Raw genomic sequence first — 22,829 nt, forward strand, 5'->3', positions numbered from 1 at the left:
CGGGCGGGGTTGGCGGTGTGCTTGCGGTCGGGTGCGCCGAGTTCAGCGGGCCAGGATCGTGCCCATCATGCCGAGGTCCTCGTGGTCGAGGATGTGACAGTGGTAGACGGTGCGGCCGACGATGTCGTCGAAGGCCACGCGGATGGTGACGCGGCCGAAGGCCGGAATGTTGACCACGTCCTGCCAGGTGGGTGACTCGCCGTCGTCGAGGACTTGCATGGGCCACACGTGCAGGTGCATTGGGTGGTCCATGGGGCTGGTGTTGGTCAGGGTCCATTCCTCCACAGTTCTGGCGCGGACCGTGATGTCGTTTCGGTCGGCGTCGAACTGTCGGCCGTTGATGGTGAACGACATCATCGATTCGGCTCCGCGCATCCCACGGCCCATGCCCATGCCCATGGCGAATTCCAGGGTTCGACGGGCAGTTACCGGTGCGGTGCGCAGGTCCCGCAGGGCCGGTCCTGCGGGCACGGGATCGGGTTCGTCCGCCGGGGGCCCAGTCACGTCCAGCGTGAGCAGACCGATCGGCTCGTCGTCCGCCGGGAACGCACCGGCCATGGGTCCGCCCATCATGCCAGGCATGGCGCCGCGGTCCACCGGGATGCTGAGCAGAGTGGAGGTGCCCTGGCGAGCGTCCACCAGGAGTTCGACTCTGTTTCCGGGAGCCAGCGTCACCTCGGTGAGGTCGACAGGTTCGGGTAGGCGGCCGGTGTCACGGCCGAGCAGGCGCAGAGACTGACCATCCAGGGTCAGGCGCAGGTAGCGGGACGGGCAGGCGTTGACGATCCGCCACTGCTCTCGCTCTCCCGGCGAAGCGGTGGCCCGGGGCCGAACCTGGCCGTTGACCATCACTATCTCGCCTTGACGGCCCATCATCTTCTCGGGCGGGGACGCGGCAGCCGGGTTGCCAGTGCCGTCGAGGGTGATGTCGGAGACGACCAAGGTGCGCTCACGGGACACCGGGACCGGCTCGGGGTCCTCAACAACGATCGCTCCGTAGAGTCCGGCCGCCAGTTGGTCAGCGACATGGCCGTGGTGGTGGGGGTGGTACCAGAAAGTCCCGGGCGGGTGGTCGTTTGGCAGGACGATTTCGTAGTCGAAGGACTCGCCGGGGGAGATGCTGACGAAGGGGTTGTCGCCATTGCCCTCGGGGGAGACGTGCAACCCGTGTACGTGCAGGTTGGTCGGGGTGTCGAGTTCGTTGGCAATCGCCACTCGGATCGTGTCTCCGCCCCGAACGCGCAGGGTGGGGCCTGGGAGTGTGCCGTTGAACGCCTGCACGTTTGCGTTTCGCCCGCCGATCTTGACCCGGGCGGGGGCGGCGACCAACTCCAGATCGAGCACACCGTCCCGACTGGCCACCACGTCCGGCTCGAGAAGGTCGTCACCACCGTCGGAGAAGCCACCACTGTTCGTGGTGTTGCCCTCACTGACGGTCCACCACAGGCCGGCCCCGCCCACGGCGGCGGTGCCGGCCCCTGCCAAACCCAGTGCGAGGAGCTGCCGTCGGGTCAGCTCGCTCACTGCCGTCCCTCGCCCAGAGTGTGTAGTCGCTCCCGGTACTCCTCGGTGGTTAGCTCTCCACGGGCGTAGCGTTCGTCCAGGATCTCTCGCGGCTGGCGCGGGCGTTCCCCGGTTTTGACATGCTCATGCCCTCCGGTCTGGCCCCGGCCGCCGGTGAACGCTTTCGCCAGGACGACGGTGACCACCACCGTGCCCAGAATGACCAAGAGCCAGAAGATCCACATCCAGCCCATTCCCGAACCCATCCCGTTGTTCCACATCATCGCGATCGTCCTTCGCTACTTCTCAGTCCCGAGCGTGTGGCCCGCCGGTGTCTGGGGGGTGGTGGCGCCGGGTGCGGGGCGTGGCGGTCGGTCTGGAGACCGTGGATCGGCATCGGCACCGAGGGTCTGGGTGTGGAGCAGCACGTGCAGGATTCAGCGATCGCTTCCAACGGAAGGTTACTGCGAGGCTGGATAGACATCTTCTCCTCTTCATATTCGTTGCTGGTGCTCACTGGAACACCTCCAATTATACCCCTATGGGGTATGTGGGGTAGGTGGTTGAACCCGGCTCACCCATCGATTGGTCCCTGGGTGTCTCACGCCTGGGGAGCGGTCCCTGTCAGGGCGACAATGAGGCAGAGCACGCTGGCCCAGAACACGCCCAGGCCAATGGCCACCACGGTTACACTCGCCCACTCCATACCGCGCCCCTGCCTTCCGGTCGAGTTCCACATTGGCCGGTACGCCCGCGTATTTGTGTGGAGATCAGGTGGAGGTCTGATCAAGAATTTCCGCTGGCGAGCTGACACTCAGGACAGGCTGGAACGATCGAGACCATGGTGGAGAACCCTCGTGCCCTCGAAGATGGGGGAAATTTGGGGAAGGGTGAGTTCGCAGAAACTACAGCTCGGCATCGTTTAGTGGCCCTTCATAGTGAAGGGCCCGTTTAGTGGAAGGTCTGCGTATTAGCTCCGGGCGTATTCGCGTCCACCGGCTGGTTGCACCAGATGTCGCGCACCATCTTGCGCACCTGCTGGCTGCCATTGTTCGTTTGTGCCGGTGGGGCCGCCAAAAACGAATCCGGCGAGACTCCCTCGTCCATGAACGTCGAATGTCAGGAAATTCAAACGTCGATCAATGACCACGGAAGAGTGTGCATTTTGGCTATTCCCGCGCTCGCCGGACGATTTTGGCCTGGCCTTTGGTCGAGGTCAGAATAGTGACTGGACCCCTCAGGCCTGATCGGCATTTCCGGCACGCCAGGTCTCCCACGGGATGTTCCAGTCGCCCAGTCCGTCGGTCCCAGGAAGTGTTGGTCCGACGGTATTGATGACTTCGACCACGTCGCCACGGTTGCTGTTGTTCTGGAACGACTTGGCGTAGGCGTCGGTGACATTGATACAGCCGTTACTGACGTTGGTGAAGCCCTGTTGTTCAACGGACCATGGGGCGGCATGGACGTAGATCCCGCTGTAGGACATCTGGGTGGCCCAGTTGACTGAAAGCCGGTAGCCGTCGGCCGAGTCGACCGGCACACCAAACGTCGATGAATCCATGATGAGCGATTCGTATCGGTCGCCGATGTAGTAGGTGCCGTTCGGGGTGGGTGTCGATGCCTTTCCTAGTGAGACCGGGCTACTGCTGACGACCTCGCCATTGATTCGGGTCGTCATTGTCTTGGTGTTGTCGTCGATCGTGGTGATGACCTCGTCGCCGATCGTGAAGTTGCTGTTTGCGTCCTGGGCTCCGTAAAGGCCTTCGCCCATATCGGTGCCGTAGATGTTGACGTCGACGTCGACCTCGGTGCCCGGTGCCCAGAATTCGGCGGGGCGCCAGCGAACCTCCGAGGGCGACACCCAGTAGAAGGCTCCTTCGACGGCGGGGGTCGTGGTGACCTCGATGGCGTCCTGGACGGCCTTACGGTCGCCGACGGCGGACTCGAAACGCACCGCGACCGGCTGCGCGATACCTACCGTGTGGCCCTGACCGGTCACCAGGCTCGCGCTGGTGGTCGAGTTCGGGACCACGGTGCTGAACGAGGACGAGTCTGTAATCGTCTCACCGTCGTCGTTAGTAGCGCTCGCCTCGATCGAGTAATCCCGGTTGTAGCCCAGAGTCTCGGTGGTGCGCCACTGGGAGCGTTCCGCGTTGAACTCGCCTTCGACCTCGCGGCCTTCTTCGTTTGTGACCGTGACATCGTCGAACGCACCGTCTGTCACATCCAAGACGATCGGTTCCCGCGGCGTCGCGGCCACTGTCCCATCTTCGAACGAGGTGTGAATGACGGCCGCAGCGGCGGGGGCTTCTTTCGGTGCAGCGGCCGTCGAGGCGTCCTCGGTGTCCCCGATCGTGCACGCGCTCAGTCCTACTGCGGCCACCAAGGCCACCGCGACCGAGGCAAGCCGTTTCGCCGGTGTGCGCTCTGGTGCGGCTCCGCCTGCGAGCATCGCTTCTTTCCTCACCACTTCTCCCTCGAGTTCGTATGCGTTCTGACCGGTAGTTTCCATTCCGTCTTCGGTCGGCCTTGGTTTGCGCCGCCGACGACGTTTCAGGGAATCGTTAATGTATGAAATGACCGTCCATCAGCAGCGTAGGCAGTGTCCTGGTCCGCGGCGATGATGGCTTCGACATCACCGACAACTGGTCCCTGCTGCCACTCATCGTCGTTGACGTTCTTGCGCCAGGCGGTGCCGTCGGTATCGATCCCCCAGAGGGTGCCGTCTTCGGCTGCAGATATCAGCAGGAGTTCGGGAGCAGCTGGTACTGATGCGAATGTGCGCCCGATGTCGGTGCTGAGTTGTAGGCCTCCTGCGGTTGTGGCCCAGATGCCCTCGTCGGTAATCGCCAATGCTCTCGCGGCTATCTCGATGCCGTCGGTCCAACTGACGCCCGAGTCGGTGGACGTTCGAATTCCGTTGGCGGTGTCGAGTCCGACAAGGGTGTTTCCGTCAGTGGTCAGGGCGTGAAAGTCGACTTCGCCGGAGAGGGATTTCGTCGCCCACGACTGGCCGCCGTCGACACTCTCGATGAGTCCGAGAGGATTGGGGGCGGAGCTTGACGGGCCAGGATGGCCCGAGGCGTAGAGGTTATCCGTCCCGGGCGCGCCTGTGAGCCCCATGAAGTCGTCGTCGGCGTCGCCGACGCGGGTGGTCGCGCCATCGGGGTTGAGGACGAAAAGCCCCGTATGCGTGCCGGCCAGCACCCTGCCCTCAGCATCGAGGTGGAGTCCGTGCACATGGTCAAGCGCGGGTGTTAATGCGGTGCCGACCGTCGATGAGGCGTCCCCGGATTCGGGTGCTGGCGTCTGCTGCGGGCTCGAACACGCGGTCGCGATGAGAGCCGATGCAAGGATGGCTATTGAGGCCCAGGCCCGCTTTCGGTGCGAAAGCATGAATGCGTATCTCGTTTCTGGCAGGGACAAGAAAATGTGTTGATGCCCAGACGGTCTCCGGCGGGGTCGGACTGCCATCGACCCCGCCGGGTATACAAGGCTTCGTTTTCTACATGGGGTCAAGCAACTGCCGCATGGTGTCGATTTCCTGCTGCTGGGTGTCGATGATGGTTTGCGCCAGATCGACAGCCGGCGGGTACGTGCCGTTCTCCACCTGGTCTTCGGCCATGGCCACGGCACCTTCGTGGTGGGCGATCATCTGGTTAAGGAACAACTCGGCAGCCTCAGGGCCGGGAGCGTCGGACAACTGCTGCACGTCCTCATCGGAGAGCATGCCCTCCATCTGCGCCATGTCATGGTCACCGCCCATGTCCATGTCCATGCCTTCGGGCTGCGTCGGCTCGCCCCACTGCTCAAGCCAGTCGGTCAGCTGCGCGATCTCGGGCCCCTGGGCCGCCTTGATCTCCTCGGCCAGCGAGGTGACGTCGGCGGGGACATCATCCTTGGACAAGATGATGTCGCTCATCTCGATGGCTTGCTCATGGTGGGGGATCATCATCTGGGCGAACATCACGTCAGCCTCGGAATGCTGAGCTGATTCCTCTGCCTGCTCGGTGGTCGAACTCCCGCTGGTCGCAGTGGTCTCGACGGCGGTCGTGGTCTCGCTGGCCGTGTCGGTCTCGTCGCTGGTGCAGGCGGACAGCCCCAGCAGGACCGCGGCGGCAGCGGCGGTCATCACAAGCTTCTTTCGATTCATCTGGGTTCCCTTTCTTCTGCGGACTTTCGGGCCCGCGAGTGGATTACCTTGCCGGTCAGGCGAGGTAAGACAGAGTGGTCATCATCCCGGCCTCTTGGTGATAGGCGTTGTGGCAGTGCAACGCCCACTGGCCAGGATTATCGGTGTCGAACTCGATCTCAATAGTGCGCATCGGCCGAATCGTGACGGTATCCTTGCGAAGCCCGCTGTCCGCGAGCGCGAACGTATGTCCGTGCAGGTGCATCGGATGGAACATGTCGGACATGTTCCGCATCCGCATCCGCACCCGCTCCCCACTGTTGACCTCCAGCGGCACCGAATCCGGGTGGACTTGGCTGTTGAGGGTCCACCGGTACGGCGACATCGTCCCGCCCAGGTCAACACTGTGGTACCGATCATGACTTCGGTTAGACAGACGCACTGCCTCGCTGGGGGATAAGTCGGTACCCAATAGCGGACGCCGGTCCACTTCGACTGGTCGGGAATTTGTCGGGAGATCGCCCGCTGCTGTACGTACAAGGGCCTGCGCGTGGCCATCCTTGCCTTCGGGCTGAGCGAACAACGGGAACACGCCGTCGCCGAGCGTGACCACAACATCGAACCGTTCACCCATGCCGATCAGAAGGGAATCGGTGTCCTCGGGAAGCACGGGAAAGCCGTCAGTGTGAGTGACGGTCATCCGGTGCCCGCCAAGCGCTACCCGGAACGCGGTGTCGGCGCCGGCATTGACGAACCGGATGCGCACGCGTTGGCCCCCCGCCGCTCTCCAAACGTAGGGGTCGACAGGGAGTCGACCATTGATCAGAAAGTGCGGGTAGGTGACATCCCCGGCGCTGCCGAGGATGGGGGACATCATCGACCCCTCACCCCCGTGCATGTCCATCATGTCGTGGTCCATCCCCTGCATCCCGGCATCTGCGGTGTCGGCACCGATGCCCAGATCACGGGCGACATCGTCGGAGGTCCGACCGGTCCCGTCGACCCAGTCGTCAAGGACCACGAGCCATTCATGGTCGTAGTCGCCGGGCTCGCCCGGATCATCGATGATCACCACTCCGTACAAGCCCCGATCGAGTTGCAGACCCGAATGTGAGTGGTAGAAGTACGTGCCCGGGTCTGGGGCGGTGAAGTCGTAGGTGAACGTGGTGCCTGGTGCGATCGGGTCCTGCGTCAACCCGGGAACCCCGTCCATGTCGTTGCTCATGGCGATCCCGTGCCAGTGCACGCTGGTCTCCTGGGGCAGCTGGTTGTCCACGGTGATCTGCAGCCGCTCTCCAGCTTGGGCCCGCACCAGTGGGCCTGGCAATTGTTGGTCGTATCCCCACGTTGAGACGACTCGGCCACCCAGATCAACGTCGACCGGACGGGGGGTCAACTGCGCAGATACCACCGTTTGGCCGGGGGAGCGTCGCTCCTGCTCAAGCCGCCTCACGAGATCTGACGAGGCTCCCACGGGACTGCCCGTGGCTGCTCCGGAACCAGAACATGCAGTCAGAGCGCCGGCGCCGGCGAGAAGCGATCCGGCCAAGAAAGACCGGCGGGAGACCAGCACGCGCGGCGCACGTCTTAGCGCACCTGCCCGCCCCGTGGCGTCAGCGTTCATCATGATCGGCGTTTCGCGAAGTCGCGGTCCCTACGTGAGATCCGAAAGAGATACCGGAAGAGACGACCCCAGTAGCAGGAGAGTGAGACCCGCGTAGGTGCCGATGCCCTCCGAAAAGACTGGTCGTCAAGGCCAGAACCATCGCCCAGAAACCGAGTACGAACGCGATCAACAGGACGATGTCGATCCAGTTCATACCGTAAAACCACCCCATCAGACTCAACTCCTTGCCTGTATTAGAAACTCGATTCTGCGGGGCGAAATGCGAGATCTGGGTCATCGTTTCGTCAAGATCCGATCAAGGTTCTTTTCGGACAGACAGACTCGACTCGAGTTAGGAGAGACCATCGGAGCACTGTCAGATCGGCAAAGTGGTGTCTGAGACGGCGAAGTCGCGGAGCCAGTACACGAACTGCGTCCATATGCCGCTGAGCAGCAAGATTCCGACGACAATGAGCATGATGCCGCCGACGATCTGAATCGTTCGCGTGTGTCGTTGCAGCCAGCCCACCGTGCGGATGGCTCTCGTCGAACCGAAGGCCACCACGATAAATGGCAGTCCGAGCCCCAGGCAGTACGCCACGATGAGCAGTACTCCGCGTGCGGCGTCGAGTCCGGTTCCGGCGGCCACCGACAACGCCGCTGCCAGCGTCGGTCCGAGACACGGCGTCCATCCCAGGGCGAAGACGGCGCCAAGTAGCGGCGCGCCCGCCCAGGTGGAAAGCGCTTTCGGCTGCATTCGAGTGTCCCTCTGGAGGGCGGGTATGGCCCCGATGAACACCAGACCCATCAAGATGGTCACCACACCGCCGAGCCGCTGCAGCAATTCTTGCTGGGGGGCGAGGTATTGCACGGTGCCCAGCACCATCGCCGACAGCAGCACGAAGACCACCGTGAATCCAGCAACGAATAGCACCGCGGCGAGGACGACTCGTCGTCGCGATGACACCCGCTGACGCTGCTGTTCAAGAGTGAGCGTGCTGGCTTCGGCGCGGCGTTGCTCGGCGGCCTGCACGGTCACCGCCGGGCGCTCTGCACCCACGATGCTGGCCATATATGCCAGATACCCGGGCACGAGCGGGACTACGCACGGCGAGGCGAACGAGACGAGTCCCGCAAGGACACATGCTCCCAACGCGAGAAGTAGAGGCCCGGAAGCAGCTGTTTGTTGGAACGTCTGGCCAATGGATTGCGCGATCAGCACCGTGTTCATGCAGCGTCGCTTTCAGCAGGCTCGGCCAGCAGTCTCTCGATGACCGGCTCCAACTGGGTGTCGGTGACCTCTGCTAGATATACCGCAGCGACTCGGTGCTGTTTGTCGAGAATCAGTGTCGCTGGCACCACCGAGGTGGGGAAACCATGTAGCGCTGCCACCGCGGCCTGCGATGGGTCCCAAATTGAGGGATAGGTGACCCCGTTGTCCTTGATGAAGTCGACAGGCTTTTGCCGATTCGGGGAGCTTGTCAAGATAATTGTGTGAGTTTTGGTTAGTGATGTCTGTCACATGTGGGGGTCGAAGCGTTCCGGGTAGGCCAGTGCGAGTTCGGCCAGTGCGGCTCGCCAACCGTGGATGGTGGCGCCTTCGACGAGTCTGGGGATCGATTTCCGGGGGCCTGCGTGGCCGTCTGCTCGGCGTTGAGCGTCCTTGGCGCGTTCTCGGTCTCGTCGGTCCTCGATGTTGCGTATGGCTAGCCATAGCAGCTTGATCGCGGCGGCATCGCTGGGGAAGTGCCCGCGGTTCTTGGTGATCTTGCGCAGCTGGTAGTTCAGCGACTCGATCGAGTTCGTGGTGTAGATCAGCTTGCGTGTGGCTGGGCCGAAGGCCAGGAACGGGATGAACCGCTCCCAGGCGGCCTCCCACGACCTGACGGCGGTGGGGTACTTGGCGCCCAGCGGCGATTCGGCGAAGGCCTCCAGTGCGGCTCTGGCGGCCTCGGCGTTGGCGGCGGTGTAGATCGGCTTGAGTGCCTTGGCCACGTTCTTGCGGTCGCTGTAGGACACGAACCGCATCGAGGCCCGGATCAGGTGCACCACGCAGGTCTGCACCTCGGCGAAAGGCCAGGTCGCGGCAATCGCCTCGGACAGTCCGGTCAGCCCGTCGCAGGCCACGATCAGGACGTCTTTGACGCCGCGATTGGCCAGTTCGGCGCACACGCTGGCCCAGAACGCCGCGCCTTCCTTGGCCTGCACCCAGATGCCGAGCACGTGCTTGACGCCCTCAAGATCGACCCCGACCGCGATGTGGGCAGCGCGGGTCTTCACGTGGGCTCCATCGCGGATCTTGATGTGGATCGCGTCCAGGAACACCACCGGGTAGAACGCCTCCAACGGGCGGTGCTGCCAGGCGGCGACTTCGTCCATGACCGCGTCGGTGACGTTGGCGATGGACTCGTGCGACAGCTCCACCCCCAGGGTCCGCGCGAGGTGGTGCTCGATCTCCCGGACGGTCATCCCGCCGGCGTACAGCGAGATGATCTGGTCCTCCAGCCCGCCGAGCCGGCGGGCGCCCTTCGGGACGAGCTGGGAGGCGAACGAGCCCTGCCGATCGCGGGGCTGATCCAGCTCCACCGGGCCGACCTCGGTGGCCACGGTCTTGCGCGAAGTGCCGTTGCGGTGGTTTCCGTCCCCGCCACGGGCGTGGGCATCGCGGCCCAGATGCTCGGTCAGCTCGGCGCCCATGCCCCGCTCAAGGACGGCCTTGAGCATCTCGTTCAAAAAGCCGTCCTTGCCAGTCAACTCCAACCCTCGCGAACGGGTCTCGGCGAGTACGTGATCAATCAGCGCATCCGAGAACACCTCCCGGCGAAGCCCAGCAGCATCTGATACATCCGTAGCGTCGTGGTCGTCAACAGCCATAGCGTTCATGATTCCTCCTCCGGCTCAACTCACACAGACCATCTGACACGCCCGATTCGGGGGTCGCGCAAGTTGACGCCGAGATTGGTGAACCCTTGCGCCTGGTACTTGTCCTGTAGTCGCTGCAGGTCGTCGGTTTCCGTCCGGCAGGGAGCACACCACTGACCCCACAGGTTGATCAGCACCACCTCGCCAGGAAAGTCTGCGACCGCCACAGTGGCCTCCGGATCTACTACTTCCGGGCCAGACATCGGCGCGATCTTCTGGCGGTCCGCCGGCGGATCATAGAAGATCTCAATCTGGCCGCCCGGGCTGACAAAATCGAACGTCTCACCTGAAGCGACGGCATCAGTGCCGCTAGCGCAGCCAGTAAGTACAAGCGAACTCACCACCACTGCGGCCAGTTGGCATCTTGCCCGTCTGCCCCAGCTACCGGGCTGCGCACCCTTGCCGAACACATTCGTCGTCATCACAGCATCAGCACCACTCTTGCATGCACAGTCACACCGGACGATTGTGCCGCCCCTACCCCATTGGTTCGGTCGGGGTTCGATGAAGGTCTGATCAAGATTCCCAAGAGAAGCTGTGGGCACCGCGAGACCGATGCACAGTGTGCAGCTGACACGAGAACCGGATTCCGAGTGCAAAAAAGGAGACCCCCATGGCGCATGGGCATGGTGGACACGGGCAGGTGCAGGCTCGTGGGTGGGGCATGGCTATCTCGGCTTGGCTGACGGGAATCTACTTCGTCATCGAGTTGGCGATCGGGCTGTGGACCGGCTCGGTTGCGGTGATCTCGGACGCTTTTCACACCTTCTCGGCGGTCGGTGGTGTCCTAGTCGCCATCTTCGCTGCTCGACTCGCCCGCCGCCCCGCAGACGAAAATCGCAGCTTTGGCTGGTACCGCGCCGAGATCGTAGGCGCGCTGGTCAATGGCGGTTTCCTGCTAATCATGGCGATGGTGGTGATCGTGATGGCTGCCATGCGCATGAATGCTCCGGTTGACCTGCCCACGACGCCCATGCTGTGGGCAGCCGCGGGAGGCTTGCTTACCGAAATCGTTGCCCTGAGCCTGATCTGGAAACAAAGCCGCAGCGACATGAACGTTCGTGGCGCGTTGTGGCACATCATCCAGACCTTCGTCGGCAGCCTGCTCATCATCGTCACCGCACTAGTGATCAAGTTCACCGGGTTCTTGCTGATCGATCCGCTGCTCGGTTTGGCGTTCGGCTTCGTGCTTGTATGGGCAAGCTGGAGCATCCTGCGCGACGCCACCCATCTGCTCATGGAGGGCACACCCGACGAGGTCTACCTGTCTGACGTGACTGAAGACCTGGCAGCGATAGATGGGGTGGAAGACGTCCATCATGCCCATGCTTGGGCACTAACCAGTGGACGTTTCGTGTTCTCCGGCCACCTGCGCACCTCCGCAAGCGCCGATCCGCAGATCGTTCTCCAATCCGCCTCCAACTTGCTTCAGGATCGGTACGGCTTCTTCTTTTCTACTGTGCAGGTGGAGACCGACTGTCCCGATGAGTCTGCGGCAGCAGCGATCGACATCACACGTGCGGCGGGTACGAGGAGGGGGCAGGAGTAAGGACCTTGATCCTGCTTGCGTTGATCGCGGTTTAGTCACCCGGGACGATTGCGGGGTGGCTCCGGCCGGCCCGCGTTCGAACCAAAAATCACGTCGGGGTAACGGTCGGGCGATGCCGTAGATGAATAACAAATGGCGTATGAACTGCTGATTTCTGGATTCTCAGGAAACTCTCCGTGACAGGACGATATGCAACTGTTACCTTTTCGGGAGTCTCCAGTGGTCGTCGGTATGAAGCTGCGACCATCGCTTAAGTTGAAGGAATCAATCATGTCGAGCTCCTCCAAGAGCGTTCCGTTCGCCGATCTCATGGACTCGCTTGGTGTGGGCCACCGCATCTCTGCTGGTGGGCGTCATCGCGCCAACCGATCCAGGGGAGTGGGCCGGATCGCCGCCACCACGCTGGCTGGCGCCGCAATCGCCGGTGGCGCGGCGCTTAGTGTCGCCCCTGTGGCCGCTGCCCAATCGTCTGATCCCGAGCACGTCGGACAGATGGTCGAAGAGGCTGCCGCCCGCTATGGCATCGGAGCTGACGCGGTCCGCCAGTATGCAAGTCAGGCCCCCGGGCTGAGCCAGGCGCTCGGATTCGATACTGCTCAGTCGTCGTCTTCGGCGTTTTCGGTCGCCAGCCAAGCTCACAGGCCGACTGATGGAACGATCACCTCTGGCTTCGGCTCGCGGTGGGGCGCTAACCACAATGGCACCGACATCGCTGCGCCGATCGGCACACCCTTGTATGCAGCCAAGTCCGGCACGGTCGTGGCCTCCGGCCCCGCTTCCGGTTATGGGTTATGGATTCGCATCAAGACCGATGACGGCTATCTCTTGGAGTATGGCCACAACAATGCCAACTACGTCACCGAAGGCCAGCAGGTCACCGCCGGCCAGGTGATCGGTGAAGTCGGTAACCGTGGCTACTCGACTGGTCCGCATGTGCACTTCGGCGTACAGAATCCCGCCGGCCAGTGGATCGACTCGGTGTCATGGTTGGCCGCGAACGGCGTCGTCATCTGAGGACGTAGACAACGACCTGCTGCTCGACACTTCCGATCCAGGCCCGGATGCCACAATTCGGCACGCAACACGCTGATCTCGCCGGATCGGAACCATCCCTGCCGACAGTGGCGGGAGGCGGGCACGATTAATGATCGCCGGAGCTGGTGCCGACAGGAGGGCCCCGATGCCGACCGTCTTGCCATCACCGCCTACCGTGAACGGCGTGCAGAGGGTCTTTCGCGTGATGACGCCGGGGTGGTTGATTTCCTTCATCGCCGTCGCACTGTTCGTCTATACGTGCTTCACACTGTTGGCGCCATGGCAGTTAGGCAAGAACGAGGATTTGAAGACGCGCAATTCCCAACTTCTTCACAGCGTCGAAGCCGATCCAGTGCCGTTGACGGAATTGACGGCGCGGGACGCGCCGTTGGACGAATCCGAGTGGCATCGGGTCACAGTAACCGGTCGCTATCTGCCCGAAGACGAAGTGCTCTTGCGGCAGCAAGCTGTCGACGGGGAACAGGTTTACCAAGTTCTCACCGCATTTCGGACCGAGGGCGGCGATGATCTGCTTATTAATCGTGGATGGGTTCGCGTTGGCGAGAACAACACGGTGCCGACCTACCCGGCCGCGGTAGCCGATCCAGTGACCATCACCGCCAGGCTCAGAATGCCCACCGACACCCCGGCCGAACCGATAGTTCTGCACGATCGTCACATGGTGCGCTCCATTGAAACCTCGACGATCGGTCGGGTTCTGGATCTCGATCTTGCTGGCTATCATCTCCAGCTCCCCGGAGGTCAACCAGGATCACTCGAGCCAACTCCGATACCGGAAGTCGAGGCGGGTTCGTACCTGTCCTATGGGCTTCAATGGCTTGCATTCGGAGTTCTAGCGCCAATTGGGCTTGGCTACTTTCTGTGGAGTGAAATCCGGGAGCGGCGCCGCCAACGTAGCCAGGGCAACGACGAGCAAGGCAGCCTAGGCGACGGTGCTGTGGGACCTGGTGACAGGGATATCGATCCTGATGTCGTATCCGGTCATATTGCTGAGGTGGATGCGGCCACGGAGGCAGTGGCCCATGACCGCCTCGTAACGATGACCGTTCGTGATCGCTACGGCACCAGATTTGAGGCTGAACGCCGACGGCGTCTACGTCCGAGAAATAGGCTCGATTACTGAGTCCAATCCTCGAGCTGGCTCTCGCCCTTACCTCGCGGGAGCTCATCAATTTCTCGCCCTCGGCGCCCTGCCCGACATGCTCACGTTGAGCGCCTGCAGCCGGCCCGGCCGACGACGGGTCCGCTCCCGATATCGGCGCGCACTCATGGCCGGGGATCTCAGCCCCGCCGACGGCGGCTAGCAATCCACCCCACCAGCATCGCGAATACTGCGGTGACCGTGATGATGAGTTCAGGAATTGAACGTAATCGGGTGGCAAGTGTGAACTCGGTATTGAGCGGGACCTGTGCGACGAGGGCATCGGCAGTGAACATTTCGGTCTGCTCGAGGACATCGCCATTCGCCGCGATAATCGCGCTGACACCGCTGGTGGCCGCTACCACCACCGTGCGGTTGTGTTCGACAGCGCGCAGCCGCGACATCGCCAGCTGCTGATAGGTCATGTCGGTATCGCCGAAGGTTGCATTGTTCGTTGGTACCGCGATCAACTGCGCCCCCGACCGAACCGACTCGGCCACCAGATCATCGAACGCGACCTCATAACAGGTGGCCACAGCGAGCGGTGTCTCATCGATGGTCACCACACCATCGCCGTTACCGGGCACGAAGTTGCCCGCCTGCGCGGCATAAGGCGAGAGCTTGCTCACGATCGATCGCATTGGCAGATATTCACCAAATGGAACCAGGCGTCTTTTGTCGTGCGCATCGCCAGGTCCTGTTCCTTGCTCCCACACCAGCGCTGTATTTCGGGTGGTACCGGAGCCAGTGGACACCACCGCCCCCACAAGGATCGGAGCGCCGATCGCCTCTGTGGCCGCATCGATCTGTTCTGCAGCGTCGGCATTGCGAAACGGGTCGATGTCTGATGCGTTCTCCGGCCAGATCACCAGATCCGGTGCGGGCTTCACCCCCGCTGCGACCTCGGCGGCGAGAGCGTCGGTACGAGCCACATGATTGTCCAGTACAGCGCGCCGTTGCGCGTTGAAATCCAGACCGAGTCGGGGCACGTTGCCCTGGACTAGGGCAACCGTTTTAGAGGGGGTGGTGATTGGTGCGGTAGAGACGGGTATCGGGCCGAGTGCAGAGGCGGTCACAAGCACCGCCCCGAGTAGCAACACCGAGCGCCAGGCGGAGCGCCGAGCAAGTCCGACGACCACTGCAGCAGTTGCACTGCCCACCAGTGCAACGGACAGGCTCACCCCTGGCGCCCCAGCGATCTGAGCGATCGCCAGCAATGGTCCATCAGTCTGACCGAACGCCAGCCGGCCCCAGGGAAACCCACCGAAGGGCAGGCGCGCTCGAACGGCTTCGGTGGCCACCCAGCAGCACGCGATCCACAGTGCAGCCCCGGGCAGCCGCGCCACCAGTGCGGTGGCCCCAGCGAAGACAGCGACTGCCACGGCCTGTAGCGCCGCTAATGCTAGCCAGGGGACAGCGCCGACATAAACCCCCACCCAGGGCAGTAAAGGTACGAAGAACCCGAGACCAGCCAGGTATCCCAATCCGAATGCGCCGCGCACGCTGATCCCTCGGATCGACAGGACCAAAATGGCAAGACCGGCCGGGGCGAGAAACCACAAGGATAGAGGCGGGAAACTGGTGTACAGCAGTATTCCTGCGCCCAATGACGACACCATTCGACCAAGCGCACGGCCGACGGGGTGACTATTTAGCCACCGCCGGGAAGGCGTTGACTGCGGTTGATTTCGGGTAACCCCGCCCATCCTGAGGTCGACTGCTGGCAGTACCACCGATTGCGGCCCACGGTTCTTCTGTCGTGTTGTCATGTCACGCTTGCGAGGTGCGCTCTCGTCTTCCGCAGAGGTCGCGGGGGGAGCGAATCGAACCCGTTCACGGCCTCGCTGAGTCCACGCGCGCGGCCCCGGAGCGGGGCCCGGCACATGCCTCCGACCGGGACGCACAGAGCGGATCGGAAGCATATCTGCCGGGTCACCCGGCGAGCTGGCCGATCTGGAACTCGGCGAGCCGCGATTGTGGCTGGGACGCTCCACTGTGCTGGTCGGTGAAACTCTCTGTCCCGTCTGTGCCGCACAGCTGCTCGATCCGGTCCGGCCCGCCCGGGTGTTGGTCGACCCACGCGGTGAGGTCGTAGACGATGTTCTCGATCACGGTCCAACACGAGTCGGTCGAATCGTTCTGCTGGACCTCGGCCATCGTGACCTGTTTCTCGGCTCTCTCGCCCGTCTGGAGCTGCTCTGCCTGTTCTGGCGCGCCCGTGTCGTTCCCGGCGCAGCCCACAGCTAGGAGCAGGGCGGCGGTGGAGCCGGAGGCGGTGAGTGTCCTGCGCAGTCTCATTCGATCTCCTCGTATAGTGATCTACCGAAAGTCCAGGCGGCCAGCCACGTACACAGGACCGTGAGCACCAGTGCTACGCCGATGTGGAATGCCAAGGTCGAACTGCCCCCTAAGCTCGCTTGGGCGAACGTGGCCCCGAACAGGACGAGGGCGACGACTGCAGCCCAGCGACCTCGCCGCGTAGCCCACGCGCGCCACCCTAGAACCAGAGCCAGCACGCCGGTGAGGACATGAAGGGCGATGGCGGCCGAGCTGTGGACGTCCAGACTGGTGCCGTCCTGGACCAGCACCCCTGCCGAAGTGAAGAGAAGTCCGAGGGCGCTGACCGTCAACAAGGCCACCGCTCGTGCGAGCAACAACAATCGTCCGGAAATCTGTAAATCTTGTGATCGCGACACTTTCCCTTTCTCGAGCTGCTCGTCCACTTCTTCGTGGTGGGAGGCGGCTGGCGACCCGCCCCACTTGTCCCCCAATGCCGCACGCACTGTCACATCTGGAGATTGTGCTGTGCTGACCTCTTGATTCGGTCGGGGTTTGATGAAGGTCTGATCAAGATCCCGGACGTGACGGTCGCTGACGCGGTGCTGATTTGGTGCGCGGCCAGTTGGGGTGAACCTGGGTGAAGCCTGTCAGGACGTCCAGCTTCCGAAGGCCTTCCCATGTCGCCCACGTAGTCCCTGACACTCGCAACAGGCAGCTTGATGAACGCTGCCAGAGGCTGTGGTCAGAGGGAGACTCTAGGCACGATGCACGCTGGTGGGGGCCGCTCCCGGTCGTTCTTCGACACGGGTGACGAGGCCCCCACTTCTTGCGACGGCGGACTCTGCTCGTCTAAGTTCGAGCAAAAGTCACATCACGAAACCATCACGGTATAGCGGCAGGGGAGACACGGCGACAGTGGAGCGAAGACGTGCACGCCGCAAGGCACACCCTTTAACTGTCGACATCTGGGCGAGTTCTGGTCGCCCTCGAGGTGGCGGTACGCATCGCCAACCCTCCGCCCGGCCCGAGTTACATGATCAGGTCGTCGTCGTCACGGTCGCCGCCGGGGCCATCGTGTCCTCGATAAGTTTTCTAGTGGACCAGCACGCAGAAGCTGGTGGTGAGCACATTCACCTCATCGCGCACGAGGAGTCGATCAGTCCTGCTGGCCAGTCTGGAGACATAGCCCTTCCCCCGGCTGAACTGCCTGGGCCCGTTGCGGTGCAAGGCGAGCTCCCGCTGGAGAGCGCTGCCGCCATGGTGTCGTCATTGGCGGCAGGCACCGAAATCGACGCTCGCCGACAAGTTGCCGAGGAGACCGCGCGCCGTCCAACAGCAGCGATGCCGACAGTCGGGACCCTCACGTCTGAGTTCGGCCAACGCTGGGGCTCGCTCCACGGCGGCATCGATATCGCAAACGCGATCGGAACCCCGATCGTGGCGGCCACTGACGGGACCGTCATCGATGCCGGCCCGGCGCAAGGGTTCGGCAATTGGGTCCGACTGCTGTCGGATGAGGGCACGATGACCGTTTATGGACACATGGAAGAGGTTCTCGTGTCCACGGGCCAGCGTATACAGGCTGGACAGACGATTGCCCTCATGGGAAGTCGTGGCTTTTCCACCGGTTCACACTTGCACTTCGAGGTGTGGTTGAACGAGGGACGGGAGCGCGCCGACCCCATCGAGTGGCTCCGGCAAAACGGTATCGCGACCAACTGAGTCAGCCCTTGGAATGAGCCGGGGTCTGCGGTAAGGAGATCGTGAATCGGGCGCCGCGGCCGAGCCCGTCACTGTGAACGCGGATATGGCCTTCGTGGGCTTCGACGAGTGCACGGGTGATGGTGAGTCCGATGCCGCTTCCTCCGTGTGCCCGGTCGCGTGCGGTGTCGACGCGGTAGAAGCGGTCAAAAATGTGGTCGAGGTGCTGCGCTGCGATGCCTTCTCCAGTGTCGGCGATAGTGATCTCCACGTTCCCCTCGTGTAGGCGACTGGTGACGGTGACCATCCCACCTGAATCGGTGTGGCGGAGCGCGTTGTGCAAAAGGTTGGTCAGGACCTGGTTGATTCGATCACTGTCGACAGTGATCGGTATTGCCTGATCAATACGTGCTTGGAGCAGCACATTTTTGTGCGAGTACTCGGGGCGCAGGGCGTCGATCGCGGCCGCGATAATGCTGCGAGTGTCGGTACCGATGGGGATGAGACGCGTGAGGTGTTCTTCGGCTCGGGACACTGCGCTGACATCGTGAGCGAGCCGGCCTAGCCGACCAGTCGCGGTACGCAGAATGCGCAGCGTGTCGTCGTCGAGTGCACGGACACCGTCTTCGATCGCCTCAAGGTGGGATTCGAGCGTGGCCAGGGGAGTCCGCAACTCGTGTGCGAGATCTGAAAGCATCCGTCGGCGTGTGGTTTCGGTGGCATCTAGTCGTCGTGCCAGTTCGTTGAAGCTGACGACAAGATCGTCGAATTCACGACCTATTCTCGGCTCGTGCACTCGTGAGTCGTATTGTCCACCGGAGATCTGCTGGACTGATCGGGTGACCGGGGTGATCGATCGTTGAACGCGGCGGGCGATGTAGCCGCTGACAGCCAGCGACAAGATCACCGATACCGCCAGTGCGATCGACCAAGACAGCATCATTGACGAGTTGAATGCCTCCTCCATATGGGCTGCTTCGGAGGAGTTCTGTGACAGTCCGGCCATCTCCAGATGCTCGTGGAAGATCCCGGGGGCAAGTATTGCGGCGACGACCCAGGCACTGACTGCGAAACCGATCATCACAAAAGCGAGCGCCGCCAGTAGCCGGGTACCGAAGGTGGCAGTGGTGAACCACCGCTTGAGGCGCGTCACGTTGTCACCCAGATCGATCCGGCTCACTGACCATCTCCGGTGCGGTAGCCGACACCGCGGACGGTGCGGATGTACGCGCCCCGGGACGCAGTGTCTCCGAGCTTGCGTCTGAGGTGCGCGATGTGGACATCAATCAGGTGCGTGTCGCCGACCCAGTCAGGCCCCCAGATGGCACTGATCAACTGCGTCCGGGACAGCACCAAGCCGGGGTCTCGCGTCAGTGCCGCCAAGAGGTCGAACTCGGTCCTGGTCAACTGAACCGGGGTGGTGTCGACGGTGACCGCGCGGCCTTCGACGTCGATCGCCAGTGCCCCAATCCTTCGCAGCTCTCTGCGTTCGGAGGCCGCGGACGGGGAGCGTAAGGCTGTAGACGATCGAGGACGGCGCAGCATGACTTGGATGCGGGCCATGAGCTCTCGTGGGCTGAACGGTTTGGTCATGTAGTCGTCGGCTCCCACGGACAGTCCGATGAGGGTGTCGACCTCCTCGGTGCGGGCGGTGAGCATGACGACATACGCATCGGAAAAGGTGCGCAACTGGCGGCACACTTCGACGCCGTCCAGTCGCGGAAGGCCGAGGTCTAGCACGACGACGTCGGGATCAATCTGCCGGATCAGGTCGACTGCATCCTGCCCGTCGTGAACGATCGTGATGTCGAAGCCCTCGCGGGTCAGATAGGTACCGATGAGATCGGCGAGCTCACGCTCATCTTCGATGACCATCGCCCGCAGCCCTGTGGTCGCGCGCGTGGTCGGTGACTCACCTTCAGGTCCGGCGTCTCGAGAATCGGATGTGAACATAAGGCCTCAATCATCGTCGTAGGTCTGCCACTGGCGCCTATCGCATGCTTGATCTTGATCAGACCTTCATCAAACCCCCACCGAATCAATGGGGTCGGCGAAGGACAATCTCCAGATGTGACTATGCGTGCTACAGCGGTGCTGATGATGCTATGAAGCCGGTGACGCCCCACCGAAGCTGCCCCTCGTTCCGGTTCGTCGCACCGGGAACGGCAGAGGGGACTCATATCAGTGCCTAGGATGGCTCCGGTCACCGCGTTCCTGCGGAACTCATGGCGCACTCTCACCGCGATGCGCACGGCATTGATTCTGCTATTTCTGCTGGCAGTGGCGGCGATACCGGGGGCACTCCTGCCGCAGCGCAGCCTCAACCAGGGAAACGTCAATCAGTACATCGCGGACAACGGCTGGCTGGGGGAGTTCTTCGACAAGCTCCAGCTGTTCGACGTGTTCTCCAGCTGGTGGTTCACAGCCGTGTACGTGTTGCTGTTTATATCGCTGGTGGGCTGCCTGACACCGCGGTCGATTGATCTGGTCAAACAACTCAAGGCCCGGCCGCCGCTCGCCCCGCGTAACCTTGCGCGCCTGCCGCATCATGCGGCGTACCGGACCACGGCCACGCCGGAGCAGGCCGCGGACCAGGTCCAAAAGAGCCTCAAGGGCTGGCGGGTCCGTCGCAACAACGGGGACGGTCGCGTGTCGGGCAGCATCGAGTTGTCCGCGGAGCGCGGGTATGCGCGCGAGGTGGGCAACATCGTATTCCACTTCGGCTTGCTGTTCCTGCTGATCGCGTTCGCGGCCGGCAAGTTCGTGTACGCGGAGGGCATGCGGGTGATCATCGCCAACGAGGAAGCGCCGGCCTTCTGCAACACCACGCCTAGTGCGTACGACTCGTTCCGGGCAGGTCTGCTGGTAGACGGCACTGACTTGGCGCCGTTCTGTATCAAGGTCGAAGACTTCCGTACCGACTATCTACCCAATGGCCAGGCGGAGATGTTCACCTCCAACATTCGCTTCAGTGAGGAGGTCACTACCACCGATCCAGACACATGGGATCCCTACACGTTGCAGGTCAACCACCCGCTGCGCATCGGCGGTACTCGTGTTTACCTCCAAGGTCACGGCTTCGCGCCCACGTTCACGGTCACGTTCCCCAACGGCGAGACCCGTACAGACACAGTGCAGTGGCAACCGACGGACCTGTTGACTTTTCTCTCCTCCGGCATCATGCGCTTTGATCCGCCAGCCGGCATGTACCCGGACATCGACGATCGCCTTGAGCAGCAGATCGCCATCCAGGGGCTGTTCGCACCGACCGCCTCGTTCGACGGCAACATACTCAGCTCCCGTTTCCCGCGGATGGACGACCCGGCGGTGGCGATCGACGTCTACCAGGGCAACGCCGGCCTGGACAATGGCGGCGCACAGTCGATCTTCTCGCTGGACCCCGACCTAATGGAGTCGGGCGCGTTGGAGCGTAGGGCCCGCGTCAACCTCATGCCCGGCGAATCCACGACCCTGCCCGATGGCACCGAGGTTCGCTTCGATGGAGCCGACGAGTTCATCAACATCCAGGTCTCGGAGGACCCTACTCAGATCTGGGTGGGCGTGTTCGCTGCCGTCATGGTGGGTGGACTCGTCCTGTCGTTGATGGTCCGTCGCCGAAGGATCTGGGCACGGGTCATTGTCGACGGGGCCCAGGCGACCCGCGTCGACCTGGGTGGCCTCGCTAAGACGGACAGATCGGGCTGGGGCCGGGAATTCGACGACCTCCGGGACCGGCTGGCCACCATTGCTACTGCTACACCCGTCTTGCCCGAACCTAGCGACACTGCATCTAGTCGAGGCGCCGACCCCGACGCTTCGTGGAAGGACAACATCCGGTGAACACTGTAATTCTCGCGCAGGGACTGCCTGTCAACGAGACGCTCTCCACCTACAGCGACCTGGCGTATAGGTCCGCGTTCGGTCTATACGTGCTGGCGCTTGTCGCATCGTTGATCTACTACGCCGGATTCCGGGTAGCCAAGGTGACTAAATCAAGCCGGAACCTAGTGGGTGCCGGTGGGCCCGGGCTCACAGAATCAACCTCTCTCACCGACACCGGAGACGAGGACCGTGAGTCCGCAGGCAGTGTCCGCTGGGCACGGATCGCACAGCTATTCATCATCATCGCCTTCCTCTTCCAAGCGGCTGCGCTGATCCTGCGCGGGGTGGCCACAGGTCGCTTCCCGTGGGGCAACATGTACGAGTTCATTCTGGCCACCACGCTGCTGGGAGTGGGCGCCGGGCTAATTTTCCTGCGCAAGCCGGCCCTACAGGTGGCCTGGCCATTCGTACTGGTACCGGTTCTGATCCTGCTGTTTTTCGGCGGCACCAACCTGTATTCCGAAGCCTCTCCCGTCGTGCCGGCACTGCAGTCGTACTGGCTGCCCATCCACGTCTCGATCATCTCGCTGGGATCGGCCATACTGCTGATATCCGGCGTCGCCTCGATCATGTACCTGATCCGGGTGTGGCAACCGCAGGGTCAGGAAACGGGCTGGAGCTCTGGGCTTTCCCGCCCACTACCGCATGCCGACACTCTCGACCGACTGGCCTATCGCACCGCTGTGATCGCATTCCCGATCTACAGCGTGGGCATCCTGCTGGGCGCTGTCTGGGCCGAGGGCGCGTGGGGTCGCTTCTGGGGCTGGGACCCCAAAGAGACTGCCTCCTTCGTCTCTTGGGTCCTTTACGCCGGCTATCTGCACGCCCGCGCCACCAGTGGCTGGGGCCCCAAGAAGGCCGCTTGGATCAACCTCGCCGGGTTTGCGGTGCTCATCTTCAATCTGTTCTTTATCAACATCGTGGTCTCCGGTCTGCACTCCTATGCTGGCCTGAACTGAACGGTTGAGGAGCACTTCGCAGCCTCGATATCTGCTTTAGAAAGCGCAGCATCCAACTCCGCGAAATGAAAGAAACGGGGCCGGCTATCGCCCCGGTC

22 protein-coding genes are annotated in these 22,829 nt (G+C 62.7%); 6 read left to right on the forward strand and 16 right to left on the reverse strand.

Annotated features, from left to right (window positions below; translation table 11 throughout):
• Window positions 1-42 precede the first annotated feature (42 nt).
• The 11 genes from CK206_RS17715 to CK206_RS17760 all read right to left on the reverse strand — a co-directional run bounded on the left by CK206_RS17715 (window position 43) and on the right by CK206_RS17760 (window position 10,585).
• On the reverse strand, window positions 43-1,524 hold the full coding sequence (locus tag CK206_RS17715; RefSeq protein WP_096905124.1) for a multicopper oxidase family protein: 1,482 nt from the start codon (window positions 1,522-1,524) through the stop codon (window positions 43-45).
• Window positions 1,521-1,787: an SHOCT domain-containing protein gene (locus CK206_RS17720; RefSeq protein WP_003862069.1), complete on the reverse strand. Its 267-nt coding sequence runs from the start codon at window positions 1,785-1,787 to the stop codon at window positions 1,521-1,523. Before CK206_RS17720 ends, CK206_RS17715 begins: the two co-directional genes overlap by 4 nt.
• A 667-nt stretch (window positions 1,788-2,454) precedes the next feature.
• The gene (locus CK206_RS19940; RefSeq protein WP_156523497.1) at window positions 2,455-2,610 is read right to left on the reverse strand and encodes a hypothetical protein; all 156 of its coding nucleotides are present in this window, start codon (window positions 2,608-2,610) and stop codon (window positions 2,455-2,457) included.
• A 130-nt stretch (window positions 2,611-2,740) separates the two neighbouring features.
• Entirely contained in the window at window positions 2,741-4,015 is a 1,275-nt protein-coding gene (locus tag CK206_RS17725) for an Ig-like domain-containing protein (protein WP_181694399.1), read from the reverse strand.
• 41 nt (window positions 4,016-4,056) lie between these two features.
• The gene (locus tag CK206_RS17730) at window positions 4,057-4,899 is read right to left on the reverse strand and encodes a F510_1955 family glycosylhydrolase (protein WP_241724152.1); all 843 of its coding nucleotides are present in this window, start codon (window positions 4,897-4,899) and stop codon (window positions 4,057-4,059) included.
• 109 nt (window positions 4,900-5,008) lie between these two features.
• The gene (locus tag CK206_RS17735; protein ID WP_167507162.1) at window positions 5,009-5,656 is read right to left on the reverse strand and encodes a DUF305 domain-containing protein; all 648 of its coding nucleotides are present in this window, start codon (window positions 5,654-5,656) and stop codon (window positions 5,009-5,011) included.
• A 55-nt stretch (window positions 5,657-5,711) separates the two neighbouring features.
• Window positions 5,712-7,259 carry a multicopper oxidase family protein gene (locus CK206_RS17740; RefSeq protein WP_096907542.1) on the reverse strand — a complete coding sequence of 516 codons (1,548 nt, stop codon included), beginning with the start codon at window positions 7,257-7,259 and terminating at the stop codon, window positions 5,712-5,714.
• A gap of 358 nt (window positions 7,260-7,617) precedes the next feature.
• Entirely contained in the window at window positions 7,618-8,472 is an 855-nt protein-coding gene (locus CK206_RS17745) for a cytochrome c biogenesis CcdA family protein (protein WP_043568439.1), read from the reverse strand.
• A complete protein-coding gene (locus CK206_RS17750) occupies window positions 8,469-8,726 on the reverse strand; it encodes a TlpA family protein disulfide reductase (protein WP_371607038.1) in 258 nt (85 codons plus the stop codon). The genes CK206_RS17745 and CK206_RS17750 overlap by 4 nt, the downstream gene beginning before the upstream one ends.
• A 33-nt stretch (window positions 8,727-8,759) precedes the next feature.
• Window positions 8,760-10,115, reverse strand: coding sequence for an IS256 family transposase (locus CK206_RS17755; RefSeq protein WP_216824164.1), 1,356 nt, complete (start codon window positions 10,113-10,115; stop codon window positions 8,760-8,762).
• Window positions 10,116-10,144: 29 nt separating this feature from the next.
• Window positions 10,145-10,585, reverse strand: coding sequence for a TlpA disulfide reductase family protein (locus CK206_RS17760; protein ID WP_096907176.1), 441 nt, complete (start codon window positions 10,583-10,585; stop codon window positions 10,145-10,147).
• A 191-nt stretch (window positions 10,586-10,776) separates the two neighbouring features.
• Between CK206_RS17760 and CK206_RS17765 the strand changes: the two genes are divergently transcribed.
• From CK206_RS17765 to CK206_RS17775, 3 genes are all read left to right on the forward strand, one after another.
• Window positions 10,777-11,712, forward strand: a complete 936-nt coding sequence (locus CK206_RS17765) for a cation diffusion facilitator family transporter (RefSeq protein WP_095719382.1) — start codon at window positions 10,777-10,779, stop codon at window positions 11,710-11,712.
• Between the two features lie 270 nt (window positions 11,713-11,982).
• Window positions 11,983-12,726, forward strand: a complete 744-nt coding sequence (locus tag CK206_RS17770) for a M23 family metallopeptidase (protein ID WP_081615259.1) — start codon at window positions 11,983-11,985, stop codon at window positions 12,724-12,726.
• A 166-nt stretch (window positions 12,727-12,892) separates the two neighbouring features.
• Window positions 12,893-13,891 (forward strand): SURF1 family protein, encoded by a 999-nt coding sequence (locus CK206_RS17775; RefSeq protein ID WP_187352351.1) that lies wholly within the window; start codon window positions 12,893-12,895, stop codon window positions 13,889-13,891.
• Between the two features lie 158 nt (window positions 13,892-14,049).
• Here CK206_RS17775 and lnt read toward each other — a convergent pair whose 3' ends face one another.
• From lnt to CK206_RS17790, 3 genes are all read right to left on the reverse strand, one after another.
• The gene (gene lnt / locus CK206_RS17780; RefSeq protein WP_241724151.1) at window positions 14,050-15,528 is read right to left on the reverse strand and encodes an apolipoprotein N-acyltransferase; all 1,479 of its coding nucleotides are present in this window, start codon (window positions 15,526-15,528) and stop codon (window positions 14,050-14,052) included.
• A gap of 313 nt (window positions 15,529-15,841) precedes the next feature.
• Window positions 15,842-16,207, reverse strand: coding sequence for a cytochrome b5 domain-containing protein (locus tag CK206_RS17785; RefSeq protein ID WP_017836387.1), 366 nt, complete (start codon window positions 16,205-16,207; stop codon window positions 15,842-15,844).
• A complete protein-coding gene (locus tag CK206_RS17790) occupies window positions 16,204-16,632 on the reverse strand; it encodes a hypothetical protein (RefSeq protein WP_244200922.1) in 429 nt (142 codons plus the stop codon). The genes CK206_RS17785 and CK206_RS17790 overlap by 4 nt, the downstream gene beginning before the upstream one ends.
• A gap of 652 nt (window positions 16,633-17,284) precedes the next feature.
• On the opposite strand from CK206_RS17790, the gene CK206_RS20195 reads away from it, so the two are divergent.
• Entirely contained in the window at window positions 17,285-17,911 is a 627-nt protein-coding gene (locus tag CK206_RS20195) for a M23 family metallopeptidase (protein WP_216824151.1), read from the forward strand.
• Between the two features lies 1 nt (window position 17,912).
• Here CK206_RS20195 and CK206_RS17800 read toward each other — a convergent pair whose 3' ends face one another.
• Both CK206_RS17800 and CK206_RS17805 read right to left on the reverse strand, forming a co-directional pair.
• Window positions 17,913-19,070 carry a cell wall metabolism sensor histidine kinase WalK gene (locus CK206_RS17800; RefSeq protein ID WP_096907179.1) on the reverse strand — a complete coding sequence of 386 codons (1,158 nt, stop codon included), beginning with the start codon at window positions 19,068-19,070 and terminating at the stop codon, window positions 17,913-17,915.
• The gene (locus CK206_RS17805; protein WP_096907180.1) at window positions 19,067-19,765 is read right to left on the reverse strand and encodes a response regulator transcription factor; all 699 of its coding nucleotides are present in this window, start codon (window positions 19,763-19,765) and stop codon (window positions 19,067-19,069) included. Before CK206_RS17805 ends, CK206_RS17800 begins: the two co-directional genes overlap by 4 nt.
• Before the next feature lie 318 nt (window positions 19,766-20,083).
• On the opposite strand from CK206_RS17805, the gene CK206_RS17810 reads away from it, so the two are divergent.
• Both CK206_RS17810 and ccsB read left to right on the forward strand, forming a co-directional pair.
• Window positions 20,084-21,730, forward strand: coding sequence for a cytochrome c biogenesis protein ResB (locus CK206_RS17810; RefSeq protein WP_096907181.1), 1,647 nt, complete (start codon window positions 20,084-20,086; stop codon window positions 21,728-21,730).
• Entirely contained in the window at window positions 21,727-22,731 is a 1,005-nt protein-coding gene (gene ccsB, locus CK206_RS17815; RefSeq protein ID WP_017836393.1) for a c-type cytochrome biogenesis protein CcsB, read from the forward strand. Before CK206_RS17810 ends, ccsB begins: the two co-directional genes overlap by 4 nt.
• The last annotated feature ends 98 nt before the right edge of the window (window positions 22,732-22,829 follow it).

It is taken from the genome of Dietzia sp. WMMA184 (assembly GCF_002441635.1).
Lineage (GTDB): Bacteria > Actinomycetota > Actinomycetes > Mycobacteriales > Mycobacteriaceae > Dietzia > Dietzia kunjamensis.